The organism is Streptomyces sp. MA5143a (genome assembly GCF_900290235.1).
GTDB lineage: Bacteria > Actinomycetota > Actinomycetes > Streptomycetales > Streptomycetaceae > Streptomyces.
Window position 1 is genome coordinate 14,750 of sequence record NZ_OLMK01000068.1, and the last position, 12,848, is coordinate 27,597.

13 protein-coding genes are annotated in these 12,848 nt (G+C 71.9%); 6 read left to right on the forward strand and 7 right to left on the reverse strand.

The genetic code is table 11. The annotated features are described in order from the left end of the window. Positions 1 to 191 precede the first annotated feature (191 nt). Entirely contained in the window at positions 192 to 776 is a 585-nt protein-coding gene (locus SMA5143A_RS27260; RefSeq protein ID WP_107465471.1) for a hypothetical protein, read from the reverse strand. 566 nt (positions 777 to 1,342) lie between these two features. Here SMA5143A_RS27260 and SMA5143A_RS27265 point away from each other — a divergent pair. Both SMA5143A_RS27265 and SMA5143A_RS27270 read left to right on the forward strand, forming a co-directional pair. Then, positions 1,343 to 2,860, forward strand: coding sequence for a glutamate--cysteine ligase (locus tag SMA5143A_RS27265; RefSeq protein ID WP_107465472.1), 1,518 nt, complete (start codon positions 1,343 to 1,345; stop codon positions 2,858 to 2,860). 134 nt (positions 2,861 to 2,994) lie between these two features. Then, a complete protein-coding gene (locus tag SMA5143A_RS27270) occupies positions 2,995 to 3,795 on the forward strand; it encodes a CPBP family intramembrane glutamic endopeptidase (protein WP_107465629.1) in 801 nt (266 codons plus the stop codon). A 133-nt stretch (positions 3,796 to 3,928) separates the two neighbouring features. Here the strand turns inward: SMA5143A_RS27270 and SMA5143A_RS27275 are convergent, their stop codons facing one another. Both SMA5143A_RS27275 and SMA5143A_RS27280 read right to left on the reverse strand, forming a co-directional pair. Next, entirely contained in the window at positions 3,929 to 4,738 is an 810-nt protein-coding gene (locus SMA5143A_RS27275; protein ID WP_107465473.1) for a PhzF family phenazine biosynthesis protein, read from the reverse strand. A 62-nt stretch (positions 4,739 to 4,800) separates the two neighbouring features. Beyond that, positions 4,801 to 5,718, reverse strand: coding sequence for an aminoglycoside phosphotransferase family protein (locus SMA5143A_RS27280; protein WP_107465474.1), 918 nt, complete (start codon positions 5,716 to 5,718; stop codon positions 4,801 to 4,803). Between the two features lie 197 nt (positions 5,719 to 5,915). On the opposite strand from SMA5143A_RS27280, the gene SMA5143A_RS27285 reads away from it, so the two are divergent. Further along, positions 5,916 to 6,566 carry a PadR family transcriptional regulator gene (locus SMA5143A_RS27285; RefSeq protein WP_099965366.1) on the forward strand — a complete coding sequence of 217 codons (651 nt, stop codon included), beginning with the start codon at positions 5,916 to 5,918 and terminating at the stop codon, positions 6,564 to 6,566. Positions 6,567 to 6,714: 148 nt separating this feature from the next. Here SMA5143A_RS27285 and SMA5143A_RS27290 read toward each other — a convergent pair whose 3' ends face one another. After that, positions 6,715 to 7,143 carry a type II toxin-antitoxin system Rv0910 family toxin gene (locus SMA5143A_RS27290; protein ID WP_107465475.1) on the reverse strand — a complete coding sequence of 143 codons (429 nt, stop codon included), beginning with the start codon at positions 7,141 to 7,143 and terminating at the stop codon, positions 6,715 to 6,717. A gap of 216 nt (positions 7,144 to 7,359) precedes the next feature. Between SMA5143A_RS27290 and SMA5143A_RS27295 the strand changes: the two genes are divergently transcribed. Together SMA5143A_RS27295 and SMA5143A_RS27300 are read left to right on the forward strand one after the other, a co-directional pair. Then, the gene (locus tag SMA5143A_RS27295) at positions 7,360 to 7,890 is read left to right on the forward strand and encodes a Clp protease N-terminal domain-containing protein (RefSeq protein WP_258193776.1); all 531 of its coding nucleotides are present in this window, start codon (positions 7,360 to 7,362) and stop codon (positions 7,888 to 7,890) included. Between the two features lie 72 nt (positions 7,891 to 7,962). Then, positions 7,963 to 8,976 (forward strand): EamA family transporter, encoded by a 1,014-nt coding sequence (locus tag SMA5143A_RS27300; protein WP_107465477.1) that lies wholly within the window; start codon positions 7,963 to 7,965, stop codon positions 8,974 to 8,976. Between the two features lie 113 nt (positions 8,977 to 9,089). Here the strand turns inward: SMA5143A_RS27300 and SMA5143A_RS27305 are convergent, their stop codons facing one another. Beyond that, entirely contained in the window at positions 9,090 to 9,746 is a 657-nt protein-coding gene (locus tag SMA5143A_RS27305; protein WP_107465478.1) for an FMN-binding negative transcriptional regulator, read from the reverse strand. Further along, positions 9,746 to 10,432 (reverse strand): pyridoxamine 5'-phosphate oxidase family protein, encoded by a 687-nt coding sequence (locus SMA5143A_RS27310; protein WP_107465479.1) that lies wholly within the window; start codon positions 10,430 to 10,432, stop codon positions 9,746 to 9,748. Before SMA5143A_RS27310 ends, SMA5143A_RS27305 begins: the two co-directional genes overlap by 1 nt. A 35-nt stretch (positions 10,433 to 10,467) precedes the next feature. On the opposite strand from SMA5143A_RS27310, the gene SMA5143A_RS27315 reads away from it, so the two are divergent. After that, entirely contained in the window at positions 10,468 to 11,802 is a 1,335-nt protein-coding gene (locus SMA5143A_RS27315; protein ID WP_107465480.1) for an aminotransferase class I/II-fold pyridoxal phosphate-dependent enzyme, read from the forward strand. 93 nt (positions 11,803 to 11,895) lie between these two features. Here the strand turns inward: SMA5143A_RS27315 and SMA5143A_RS27320 are convergent, their stop codons facing one another. Further along, positions 11,896 to 12,825: a DMT family transporter gene (locus SMA5143A_RS27320; RefSeq protein WP_107465481.1), complete on the reverse strand. Its 930-nt coding sequence runs from the start codon at positions 12,823 to 12,825 to the stop codon at positions 11,896 to 11,898. Positions 12,826 to 12,848: the final 23 nt, after the last annotated feature.

Here is a 12,848-nt window from a genome sequence, read left to right on the forward strand (position 1 = left end):
CCCCTGTCCGTTCGGGTGGTTCGCCATGGTCGGATGGGGCTAGTCCGAGGTGGGCGCGGACTGTGAAAGGCTCGTACGAGCGTATTGCCGCGCGTAAGAGCGGAATGCGGCGCCGATGACAATGCGACCCCGCCGCCCGGATATCGGCGGCGGGGTACGCGACGGTGTGAATGAGGCGGCGGCCCTCGGTCTCAGGCGGGCGAACCCATGAGGGGTGCGGGGGGCAGGCGGGTGGTCAGGACCGGCAGGAGGTCGGCGACCCGGTGCGGACGGTGGGCCGCGATCCCGGGCGGCGCGGGAGCCAGTGGGACGAGGAGGTCGGTCGGTGCCGGGACACCGGTGGCGCCGTCGGCGGTGGTGTCCGCGTGCAGCCAGAGAGTGAGCATGTACAGCTCGGGCACGGACAGCAGACGGGGCTGGTAGGGCTGTTGCATGAGGTCGGCCTGGCGCAGGGCGAGTTCGGTGGACGCGATGTACGGGCCCTCGAAGAAATGCGAGAAGGCCCAGCCGTCCGGGGTGAGGCGCGTCTCGGCGGCGGCCAGGGCGCGGTCGCCGGAGCGGATCAGGAAGCGCCAGCCCGCGAGCCGTGTGCTGCCGGCGCCCTCGGGGGTGATCCGGTCGAGCACGTGGACGGGCAGCGGGAGCTCGGGTGCGGCGGGACCTTGGGCGCTGCGCAGGGAGGGAGTTCGGGCCTCGCTGACGGCGGTGGGAGATCCGAGTGCCGTGAGGACGGTGCGCAGGGCGGGCGCGGGAGCCGGGGGGACAAGCAGCGGCATGGTGGGTCGCCTCTCATTCGACAGGCACGGTGGCGCGAGGGCGGGGGCGGACGGCGCTGTCAGCTCTCGGGGATCGGAGAGACGGGTGCCCGGGGTCCGGTGCGTGGGTTGGGGTTCCGCCGTGCGAGCTCCGACGGCAGGACCGAGGACCGCGAGAGCCGACTCTCAGCCTCGTTTGCGGAGTTTATACGACGCGTGTTCAAACAGTGTTTCGTCTAGCTGTCTTCGATATGAAGAACAAGGCGGTATCCGGTCGCTGAATCGCGGGAATCATCCCGATTTTCTCTCGGGAGTGAGAGGGTGACCTCGGATTACCGTCGCGTAGCGGTAGGCCGGTTCTCATCGGCGCTTTTCACGAATCCCCGGCATGGAAAGCGCGTGCTCTTTCGTGCCGCGTGAATGTGCCAGAAGCACGCCGAGTCCATTGCGTGGAGGGTGAACGGGCTCAGCCTAGCGGGCACAGGTCTCCCGCGGGACGTTATCGGCGGCTCTGCCTGGGCATCATCATCCGTGAACCGCAGTCGTGGCCGGCTCATCGGCCTGCCCATCCGAGGAGGGACACTTCGATGGGGGAGAAGGTCGTGGCGGGGCCGTTCGGCCTGTCCGACCGTCAGCTCTACCGTGACAAACTGCGGCAGTGTCTGGCGGGACTGGAGCGCCTGCTGGAGGAGAAGCGGTTCGATCGCCCCAAGAACCTGATGGGTGTGGAGATCGAGCTGAACCTCGTCGGGGCGGACGGTCTGCCGAGAATGATGAATGCGCAAGTACTCGAACGGATTGCGAGCCGAGATTTCCAAACAGAACTCGCCATGTTCAATCTGGAAGTGAACATCGCTCCACACCGGCTGGGCGGCCGGGTATTCGACCAGCTTTCCGAGGAGCTGCGTACGTCCCTGGCGTACGCCGACCGGAAGGCCGGGGAGGTGGATGCCGGCATCGTGATGATCGGTATTCTGCCGACGCTCGACCGGGACGATCTGGTCTCGTCCAATCTCTCCGCGGGCGACCGCTACACCTTGCTCAACGATCAGATCGTCGCCGCGCGGGGCGAGGACTTCACGCTCGACATCGAGGGTGTCGAGAGGCTCGTGTGCACCTCGAAGTCCATCGCGCCCGAGGCCGCGTGCACCTCCGTGCAGTTGCACCTCCAGGTCACCCCCGAGCGCTTCGCGGACGTGTGGAACGCGGCCCAGGCGGTCACGGCGGCGCAGGTCGCCATCGGCGCCAACGCGCCGTTCCTGTTCGGGCACGAGCTGTGGCGTGAGTCGCGGCCGCCGCTGTTCCAGCAGTCCACGGACACCAGGCCGCCGGAGCTCCAGGCCCAGGGGGTGCGGCCGCGCACCTGGTTCGGGGAGCGTTGGATCTCCTCGGCCTACGACCTCTTCGAGGAGAACCTGCGCTTCTTCCCGGCACTGCTGCCCATCTGCGACGACGAGGATCCGCTCGGCGTCCTCGACGCGGGCGGCGTGCCGAAGCTCGCGGAGCTGACCCTGCACAACGGCACGGTCTACCGCTGGAACCGGCCGGTGTACGGCATCGCCGACGGCGTCCCGCATCTGCGCGTCGAGAACCGGGTGCTGCCCGCCGGTCCCACCATCACTGACGTGATCGCCAACGCCGCCTTCTACTACGGGGTCGTACGCGCCCTCGCCGAGGAGTCGCGGCCCGTGTGGACGCGGATGCCTTTCGAGACCGCGGCCGCCAACTTCGACGAGGCGTGCCGGCACGGCATCGACGCGCGGTTGCAGTGGCCGCGCCGGGGCCGGTACGGCGGGGTGGGTCCGGTGGACGCCGTGAACCTCGTACGGGAGGAGCTGCTGCCGCTCGCCGAGGCGGGGCTGGACGCGTGGGGAGTCGAGCCGGTCGACCGGGACTTCTACCTCGGGGTGATCGAGGAGCGCTGCCGGCGGCGGGTCAACGGGGCGTCGTGGCAGGTCGAAACGTTCCACCAGGCGCTGGACAAGGGCATCGGACGGGATGCGGCGCTGGCCGCCACCACCCGGAGGTACTGCGAGCTGATGCACGCCGGGGAGCCGGTCCACATGTGGCCGGTGGGGTTGCCGGAGCCGGTGCCGATGGGCTGACGAGCCGGGCCCCGCCACCGGCTCCGCCACCGCCTCCGCCGGGGTGCCGAGCCCTGAACGTACGCCCCTGGGAAGATCCGTGGCGCCGCAGGCGATGATGGTCCTCCGGTGGGAACGGACCAGTGGAGGCGTGGGTGCAGGGGCAGGCGGAGTCGGTGGACGGTGCGTTGCCGCGGGAGCGGCCGACCCGGCGGATACTCAGGGACGAGACCCTGCTCGTGCTGGGCCTCTCGCTCGGCGCGAGCGGGGTGTCCGCGCTGATCAGCTTTATCGGGTCGGTCACCAAGCCGGGTGGGCTGAAGGACCAGGCGGCCACCATGAACGCCTCGGCGGCGCCCGGTCGCCCGTGGCTCGACCTCGCGTGGCAGTTGTTCGGGATCACGACCGCCCTGGTTCCGGTGGCGTTGGTGGCGCACCTGCTGATGAGGGAGGGCGCGGGGCTGCGGACGCTCGGGTTCGACCGTACGAAGCCGTGGTTCGACCTCGCCCGGGGTGCGGCGGTCGCCGCCGTGATCGGCAGCACGGGCATCGCCTTCTATCTGGCGGCCCGTGGCCTCGGCTTCAACCTCACCGTGGTGCCGGAGGCGCTGCCCGAGGTGTGGTGGAAGTACCCGGTGCTGATCCTCTCAGCGATCCAGAACGCGGTCCTCGAAGAGGTGATCGTGGTCGGGTATCTGCTGCGCCGGCTCCAGCAACTGGGCTGGTCCCCGGGAAACGCGCTGGCCGCCAGCTCGGTGCTGCGCGGCTCGTACCACCTCTACCAGGGCATCGGCGGGTTCGTCGGCAACATGGTGATGGGTGTGGTGTTCGTCTACCTGTACCGGCGGTGGGGCCGTGTCGGCCCGCTGGTCGTGGCGCACTCGCTGCTCGACATCGGGGCGTTCGTCGGATACGGGCTGCTCGCCGGCAAGGTGGGGTGGCTGCCGACGCCTTGACGGGGGCGAGGGTGCCGCTGGCGAGACGCGGGCAGGGGCGTACGGCGGGTTGCGTACGCCCCTGTGGTTGTTCCTCCGTCCTCGTGGTGTTCCTCCGTCCTCGTGGTGTTCGTGCGCCCCGTGGTGTGGGTCGTCAGGCCAGCAGGTCGCCGTCGATCACCGTGACCGCTCGGCCGCTCAGGAGGGTGCGGTCACCGCGAAGCTCCGTGCGGACGTGGCCCGAGCGGGCGGAGGCCTGGAGGCCGGTGAGGGCGGGGCTGCCGATGCGCTCGGACCAGAACGGGGCGAGGGCGGTGTGGGCGCTGCCGGTGACCGGGTCCTCGTCGATGCCGACGTTGGGGAAGAAGCAGCGCGAGACGTAGTCGTGGCCGGCGGAGGGGTCCGCCGCGCGGGCGGTGGCGATGACGCCGCGCCGGGAGTGGCGGCCGAGGGCCCGGAGGTCGGGGGCGAGGTCGCGGACCGCCTTCTCGTCGGCCAGTTCCACCAGCAGGTCTCCGACCTGGGGGCCGGTGTCGAGCACGGTGAGCGGTTCGGCGCCCAGCGCCTCGGCGAGGCCGTCCGGGGCGGTGACCGGGGTGAGGGGCGCGGTCGGGAAGTCGAGCGTGAGGGAGCCGTCCGGCCGGGGTGTCGCGGTGAGGACGCCGCTGCGGGTGGCGAACCGTACCGGGCCCTCGTGCGAGCCCGTGGAGGCCAGCACATGCGCGGTGGCCAGCGTGGCGTGGCCGCACATGTCCACCTCCGTGACGGGGGTGAACCAGCGCAGCGCCCAGTCCGCCTCGCCGCCCTCGGGGAGCGGGTGCGCGAAGGCGGTCTCGGCGTGGTTGACCTCCCGGGCGACGTGCTGGAGCCAGGCGTCGTCGGGGAAGGAGTCGAGGAGGAGGACACCGGCCGGGTTGCCGTGGAAGGGGCGGTCGGTGAAGGCGTCGACGATACGAATACGCATGGGACGACGCTAGAGGGCCGGTGGAGGCACGGGCCAAGGCCAATCCGCGGGCACTGGACCGATCACTGGATCCGGCGAGCGGGGCGCCCTCGCTCCAGCGACTCCACGATGCGGGCGAGGGTCCGGCGCCCCAATCGGCTCATCGCCGGATTGCTGTCGACGTAGTACCAGACCAGGCCCATCGACTGTTGGAACGCCCACGCCTTGCCGCGCTCCCACTCCAGGTCGTCGCAGCCCAGTGTCCGCCGGAGCGCGTCCTGCGGACCCCGCCGCAGCAGGTGCCAGGCGCTCACCAGATCCAGTGCCGGGTCGGCGGGGCCGAAGCCACCCGTGTCGAGTACGCCCGCGAGGCGGTCTCCCGCGACCAGGACATTGCCGGGGATCAGGTCGCCGTGGCTCATCACGTCGGCACCCGTGCGGGGCAGCTCCCGGAAGCCATTCCACGCCCGGCGCAGCGGGGGCACGTCCAGCAGCCCCTCGCTCTCCACGAAACACTTCGCCATCCAGTCGTCGTGGTCGGTGAGAACACCGCCACGGCCCTCGCCGCTGAAGCGCCGCCCCCGCGTCTCCGCCTTCCGGAGGGCCGCGATGAAGGCCCCGAGGTCCTCGGCGAACGCTTCCGACCCGCTCGGATCGGCATCGAAGGCGACCGTTCCCGGTATCCAGGTCTGGATCGACCACGGCATGGGGTAGCCCGCTCCCGGTCTTCCCAGGGCGACGGGTTCCGGGGCGGGGAACCGGGACACCTGCGCCAGCTCGGCGCTCGCCCGTGCCTCCCGTTCCAGGACCGCCGACGCCTGGGGCACATCGGACGGGCGCAGGGGGAGGCGCGCGGAGAGGTCGTTCCCGATGCGGAAGATCGCGTTGACCGTCCCGGTCGACGGCGCGGGGCGGATCGCCTTGTCGCTCCATCGAGGGAACTGATCCCGGATCAAGGTGGCAACGATGTCGGTGGTCACGTCCAGTTGGTCGTCGTGCACGGCCGTCTCTCTCGGGGGGCTGAGGTGGGGGCGGCCAGTATTCCTGCGCCAGGGCGGGATCGCCGAGACTTTTCGGCCGCCCCGCTGTCTCGACCGGTGTGCGACGCGTCCGCACGGCCAAGGGGGTTGTCGTACGACGGATTCCGATATATCGTTGAAGCATCGCGACAGATCAACGATGGAATGGAGTGATCGTGATGCGTTCCCGTGGACAGGACTATGGACAGGGCTTCGGATTCGAGCGGGGGCATGGGCGCCGTGGTGGCGGCCATCCGTTCGGCCGGGGCGAGGGTGAGGCGCCGCGCGCCGCGTTCGGGCCCTTCGGGCCGGGCCATGGCGGCCCCGGCCCCTTCGGACCATTCGGTCCGGGACCCTGGGGTGGACGAGGTCGAGGCGGTCCCCGGGGAAGGGCACGGCGGGGAGACGTACGCGCGTCGATCCTGGCCCTCCTCAAGGACCGGCCGATGCACGGCTACGAGATGATCCAGGAGATCGCCGAGCGCAGCGGCGGGGCGTGGAAGCCCAGCCCCGGCTCGGTGTACCCCACCCTTCAGCTGCTGGAGGACGAGGGGCTGATCGCCAGCGCGACCGAGGGCGGCAAGAAGCTGTTCTCGCTCACCGAGGCCGGCCGTACCGCGGCCGAGGACGGGCCCGAAGCCCCCTGGGAAGAGGCCTCGCGCGGGGTCGACTGGGAGGCGCTGAGCGAGATCCGGCAGGCCGGGTTCGGTCTGATGGAGGCGTTCGGGCAGGTCTGGAAGACCGGTGACAAGGACCAGCGCGACAAGGCGCTGGCCGTGATCAACGAGGCCCGCAAGAAGCTGTATCTGATCCTCGCCGACGAGGACTGAGGCAAGGGCCCAAGGTCTGCCTTGGCGCGGCTCGGGGTGCCCCGCGGAGCGGTTTCCGCGGGGCACCTTCCGTGTGTGCCGGTCGTGGGGGCGGGGAGCGGGGCGGGAGTCGCGCGGCGGGGGCGTACGGCGGGATCGGGCGGTGCTCTCACTTCACCAGGGCGTCCAGCTTGCGCAGGGACTCGCTGAGGGCGGCTGTCGCGGAGTCCTTGAGCTTGCCCGCCATGAGGGAGACGGCCGCGCCGGTGAAACTGCCGTCGATGCGGACCGTGGTGGTGTCGCCGTCGGGGGTGAGGGTGTAGCGGGTGGCCAGGTCGACGGCCATCGGGCCCTTGCCGCGGATGGCCAGCAGCCTGGCCGGCTCCAACTCGGCGATGGTCCACACGACCTCCGCCGGGAAGCCCATGAGCTTCAGGTTCTCCTGGAAGGTGCCGCCCACCGCGAGCGACCGTGGGCCGCCCTTGGGGAAACCGGTGTGGGTCGTGTTCCACTCGCCGTGCGAGGACCAGTCCACGAGTCGGGCCCAGATCTGCTCGGCGGGTGCCCCGATGCGTGCCTCCGCGCTGACATCGGCCATGCGACAACCCCTTCGTCTCGGACGGTGGTGTCGCGGAACGTAGCCGCGCGAGCCGGAACATTCAATACTGATGAACCGTCAGAAAGCGTGTGTGGTCAGGGTCGCGCCTCATCCGTAGGGAGGAGGCGGGAGTAGCCCTTACGCAACCTGTGTGGGACTCGAAGATGGTTCGTTTCGTGGATGCCGTCCGCCTCTGTGGCTGATGGGGTGGAAGGCGTGCGATCCCGTATTCCTCGGCAGGCGGCCGTCGGTGACGGTCTGAATCACGCGGAGCTCGAGAGCAGGCTCACGGACGAGCTGGCCTCGGTGGTCGGTGGCGCGCGCAGACGGGCGCTGCGGGACGGCGACCGGCAGATCGACACGGCTCATCTGCTGCACTCCCTCCTGGAGTCCGACCCACAGGTACGGGCCGCCTTCGACCCGCCGCAGATCGCCCGGCTGCTCGGCTATCTCGTGCAGCGGAGCATCGGGTACGGGCTGCGGTGGCAGATCGGCGTCGAGGACTCGGGGGCAGGCCCCGTCGCACCCGGTGTGCCGGGCTGGTCGCCGGTGGCGGCCCGGGCGATGACGCAGGCGTACGAGCGGGCCGCGCGGCGCGGTGCCGACCGGGCCCATGGGATCGATCTGCTCGCCGCGATCGTCTCGGCGCCGGCCTCGCGGGCGGTGGAGGTGCTCGGGCACGCCGGTGTCGATGTCGGGGGCACGGGTCTGCGGGGTGCGGGGTCCGGGGGCGGAGTCGAGGGCTGAGGGGTCGTCGGGTGTCCGAGCGGTGAGACAGGAGCAACGAGGGGTGACGCTCCTGTTGTCGCCTGTCATCATGTGCCGGTGCATACGTCTCGGAGCAGCAAGGGGCAGGGCGGGCGCGTCGGACTGGGACTCGCGCTCGTGTCCGCGTTCGCCTTCGGCGGGTCCGGCCCCGCGGCCAAGCCACTCATAGAGGCGGGCCTCGACCCACTGCACGTGGTGTGGCTGCGGGTCGCGGGCGCCGCGCTGGTCATGCTGCCGCTGGCCGTGCGGCACCGGGACCTGGTGCGGCGGCGGCCCGCGCTGCTCGCCGGGTTCGGGCTGCTCGCCGTGGCCGGTGTGCAGGCCTTCTACTTCGCGTCCATATCCCGGATCCCCGTCGGGGTCGCCCTCCTCGTCGAGTACCTCGCTCCGGCGATGGTGCTCGGCTGGGTGCGGTTCGTGCAGCGGCGGCCGGTGACCCGGACCGCCGCCGCGGGGGTCGTCCTCGCGGTCGGGGGGCTCGCCTGCGTCGTCGAGGTGTGGGCGGGGCTGAGCTTCGACCTGCTGGGCCTGCTGCTCGCGCTCGGCGCCGCCTGCTGTCAGGTCGGGTACTTCGTCCTGTCCGACCAGGGGAGCGACGCGGGGAACGAGGCGCCCGATCCCCTCGGTGTCATCGCCTACGGGTTGCTCGTCGGCACGGCGGTGCTCACCGTGGTGGCCCGGCCCTGGGGCATGGACTGGGCGGTGCTCGGCGGGAGCGCCCACATGGACGGACGGCCGGTGCCGGCCTGGCTGCTGCTCGGGTGGGTCGTGCTGATCGCCACGGTTCTCGCCTACGTCACCGGAGTGGTGAGCGTACGGCGGTTGTCCCCACAGGTGGCGGGCGTCGTCGCGTGTCTGGAGGCGGTCGTCGCGACCGTGCTCGCCTGGGTGCTGCTCGGCGAGCATCTGTCGGCACCGCAGGTCGTCGGCGGGGCGGTCGTCCTGGTGGGGGCGTTCGTGGCGCAGCGGTCCGTGCCGGGGAAGGGAGCGTCCGGAGCGGCTGAGGTCGTGGCGTCCGGCAGGGAGAGTGCGGAGCGGGGCGAAGCGGCCGCCGGACGCCGTTGACGGTGGGTGGGGCGGGGTGGGGCGGGCCGAGGGGCGGTGGTGGCGCTCGCGGCCCCGGTTCGCCTTTCGGCCCTGGCGCGCTGTGGGGGGCTTGGCTCGTCGTTCGGGCGTGGTCAACTCGCCGGGGGCCGGATGCCTCTGCGGTTCAGCTGGTGGGTGTGGGCCGCCGCGTCGCCCGGGCCGCCTCTCGCCGTGAGGCCGGCCACGATGCGGTCCTGGACCTCCTCGGGGCGGTGGGCGGCGTACTTGAACTTGGCGCGTACGGAGGTCACTTCGAGACGCAGGCCCCGGATGCCGGGGAGCAGGCGGCCGTAGGGTGCCCCGTCGGCGGTCGCGGTGGCGGAGCCGCCCTCCGGCTGGAAGTGGGCCAGTTGGCGGTTGAGGAGGGCGGCCTTCTCCATCGGGTCGTCGATGACGTGGGCCGTGCAGCGGAGTTGGACCGCCGCGTAGAAGCTGGTCGGAGTGCCGTGTTCCGGCGGGGCGTCCGGTGGGGCCTGCCAGGGGCCGGGGATGTAGACGTAGTCGTCCACGACGCTCAGCAGGACGTCGGGCGCGGCCTCCAGGGCCGGCCACAGCGGGTTCGGGCGGGCCAGATGGGCGAGGGCGACACCGTGTTCGCCCTCGTCGGGGTCGTAGGAGAAGTGCATCGGCTGGACGTGGGGCGGGTCGCCGGGCAGGCCGTTGACGGCGAGCTGGCCGAAGTCGTGGGCGGCGAGCCAGCGCCTCCATTCGCTGTCGTCGCGCGGGGCGTCCCAGGGGTGGATCAGCATCACAGGCTCTTGAGGTACTCGGGCAGTTCGATGCCGGGCGCCAGGTCGTGCGACGGGATCGGGGTTTCGTAGCCCTTGCGCAGGGGGACGACACCGGCCCAGTGGGGGAGCGTGAGGTCCTCGGGTTCGTCGTGGACGCCGCCGGTTCGGGCCTTGGCGGAGACCTCGTTCAGGTCGAGCTTGATCACGGCGGTCGCGGCGGACTCCTTGGCGTTGGCGGGGCGGGAGTCCCGCGAGCGGCCGGGGACGGCGTGGTCCACGAGGGCGTCCAGGGCGATCCGCCGCTCCTCCGGGTCGGTGACCTGGTGGGCGAGGCCGTGCACGACCACGGAGCGGTAGTTGATCGAGTGGTGGAAGCCGGAGCGGGCCAGGACCAGGGCGTCCACGTGGGTGACCGTCAGGCACACCGGGAGGCCCGGGTCGGCCTTGCCCGTCATCCGCAGCGGACGCGACCCCGTCGAACCGTGCACGTACAGCGTCTCGCCGACCCGGCCGTACAGCGTGGGCAGCACCACCGGCGCGCCGTCCCGGACGAAGCCCAGGTGGCAGACGTACCCCTCGTCGAGTATCGCGTGCACCGTCTCCTTGTCGTACGAGGCCCGGTCCGAGGACCGGGTGGGGACCGTGCGGTCGGTGGCGGCGTAGGCGGCCGGTGTCGGTGTCGTCGACTGCGGGGTCCCCGTCATTGCGCTCTCCATTGCACTAGTGCATAATTGGCTTTGTGCTAGGAGAATACACAATCGCTGGTCGGGGTGCAGCCGAGATCGCGGCCAGCGTGGAGCGCGCGGTGGGGGCCGGGGAGTTGGTGCCGGGTCAACTGCTCCCTCCGATGCGGGAGTTGGCGACACGGCTGGGGGTGAACCCGAACACGGTCGCAGCCGCGTATCGCACACTGCGCGAACGTGGGGTCATCGAGACCGCCGGGCGGCGGGGGAGCCGGGTGCGGCCCAGGCCCGCCACCACCGGGCGCGAGTACATCCGGGTCGAGGTGCCGGAAGGGGTGCGGGACCTCGCCGACGGCAATCCGGACCCCGCGCTGCTGCCGCCTCTCGCGGCCGCGTTCGCGGCGGCGGCGGAGCAGGGCGACCGCGAGCCCGTGCTGTACGGGGCAGGGCCCGTCGAGCCCGAGCTGGCCCGGATCGCACGGGCCGATCTGGACGCGGACGGGGTCCCGGACGGGCCCGTCGCCGTCACCTTCGGTTCGCTGGACGCCATCGAGCGGGTGCTCGCCGTGCATCTCAAGCCCGGGGACGCCGTGGCCGTCGAGGACCCCGGGTGGGGGAGCGTCCTCGATCTCGTCCCGGCGCTGGGGCTGCGGACCGTGCCGGTCGGCGTCGACGACGAGGGCCCGCTCCCCGAGGACGTACGCCGGGCCCTTGAGGCCGGGGCGCGCGCCCTCATCGTCACCGACCGGGCGCAGAACCCGACCGGCGCGGTGGTCGGCGCCGAGCGCGGGCGTGCCCTGCGCGCCGTGCTCGGGCAGCACCCGGAGACCCTTCTCATCGAGGACGACCACGGTTACCGGATCGTCGACCGGCCCCTCCATCCCCTGGCCGGTGTCACCCGCAGCTGGGCCTTCGTGCGGTCGGTCGCCAAGGCGTACGGCCCCGATCTGCGGCTCGCCGTCCTCACCGGGGACGCCGCCACCCTCGACCGGGTGCGAGGGCGGCAGCGGCTCGGGCCCGGCTGGGTGAGCCGGTTGGTGCAGCGGGCCGTCGTGCGGCTGTGGGCCGACGGGGCGGTGGACGCCCCGGCCGTGGCGGCGGCGTACGGGCGACGCCGCGACGCGCTGATCCGTGCGCTCGCCCGGCGCGGGGTCCAGGCGCGCGGCGCCAGCGGGATGAACGTGTGGATCCGCGTCCCGGACGAGACCGGCGCGGTCGCCCGCCTGCTGCACGCCGGCTGGGCCGTGGCCCCCGGCGCCCGCTTCCGGATGAGCGCCCCGCAAGGGATCAGGATCACCGTCTCGACGCTCACGGAGGAGGAGATCGAGGAGGTGGCGGACGCCGTGGCGTCCGCGGTGGGCGGCCCGGGGGTGGCGGGCGGGTACGTGTGAGGAGGGGCGCTCGGCGGATGAGGTGGCGCGTCAATGCCAGGGGCGCCGCGTGCGTGCCGCGGGGCTGCCGGGTCCCGTCGGCTCGTGGCCGTCTCAGGTGCGTGGCCTCGCCTGGGTCAGGGCCGCGCCCGCCAGGACGATCGCAGCGCCCACCGGGGTCGACCAGGTCAGGGATTCGCCGAGGAGCGCCACGCCCGCCGCCGTGGCGATGACCGGAATGAAGTAGGTGACCATCTGGGCGGTGGTCGGGCCGACCTCGGAGACGAGGCCGTACTGGACGAGCATGGCGAGTCCCGTGCCGAGGGCGCCCAGGGCGATCACGGCCAGCAGGGGCTGGACCGGGAAACGGCTCGGCAGGGTGGTGAACAGCGGTGTGACGACGGCGAGTTGCGCGGTGGCCAGGAGGAGCTGGGCGCCGGTGAGGGAGAGCGGGGAGTGGTCGGTGCCGGCCAGGGTACGGCGGACGTAGATCCAGCCGATCGGGTAGCTGAGGGAAGCCAGCAGGGCCATCGCGGTGCCCCTCGGGTCGAGACCGGCGAAGCCCTGCCAGGCGCCGAGGACGGTGAGCACACCGAGGAAGCCGAGCCCGAGACCGGCGACCCGCACCCGCGTCGGCCGGTCCTCGGAGAGCGCCACCAGCGACAGCGCCATGCCCCACAGGGGGGAGGTCGCGTTGCAGATGCCGGCGAGCGTGGAGGGGATCGTCAGCTCGGCGTAGGCGAAGAGCGAGAACGGCAGGGCGTTGAGGAGGAGAGCCGCCACCGCCAGATGCCCCCATGTGCGCGCACCGCGCGGCAGCCGCTCACGCTTCACCGCCATCGCCGCCGCCAGGACCAGCGTGCCGAAGACCAGTCGTCCGAAGGTCACCTGGAACGGTGCGTAGGCCTGCGTGCCCACCTTGATCAGCAGGAAGCTGAAGCCCCAGATCAGGGAGAGAAAGCCGAAACGCAGGCGCCAGTCGACGGTGGCGCGGCGCGGTGCGGAGACGGGGGAGGGGGCTCGGGTGGGCATCGTCGTGGTCATGCCTGACACGATGCTCCGCAAAG

Bases quoted from the DNA above. Each gene is read 5' to 3' on its own strand.
- SMA5143A_RS27320 (WP_107465481.1), bottom strand. From the start codon at position 12,825: ATGACCACGACGATGCCCACCCGAGCCCCCTCCCCCGTCTCCGCACCG.
- SMA5143A_RS27290 (WP_107465475.1), bottom strand. From the start codon at position 7,143: ATGGCCGATGTCAGCGCGGAGGCACGCATCGGGGCACCCGCCGAGCAG.
- SMA5143A_RS27275 (WP_107465473.1), bottom strand. From the start codon at position 4,738: ATGCGTATTCGTATCGTCGACGCCTTCACCGACCGCCCCTTCCACGGC.
- SMA5143A_RS27310 (WP_107465479.1), bottom strand. From the start codon at position 10,432: ATGACGGGGACCCCGCAGTCGACGACACCGACACCGGCCGCCTACGCC.
- SMA5143A_RS27265 (WP_107465472.1), top strand. From the start codon at position 1,343: ATGGGGGAGAAGGTCGTGGCGGGGCCGTTCGGCCTGTCCGACCGTCAG.
- SMA5143A_RS27285 (WP_099965366.1), top strand. From the start codon at position 5,916: ATGCGTTCCCGTGGACAGGACTATGGACAGGGCTTCGGATTCGAGCGG.
- SMA5143A_RS27305 (WP_107465478.1), bottom strand. From the start codon at position 9,746: ATGCTGATCCACCCCTGGGACGCCCCGCGCGACGACAGCGAATGGAGG.
- SMA5143A_RS27260 (WP_107465471.1), bottom strand. From the start codon at position 776: ATGCCGCTGCTTGTCCCCCCGGCTCCCGCGCCCGCCCTGCGCACCGTC.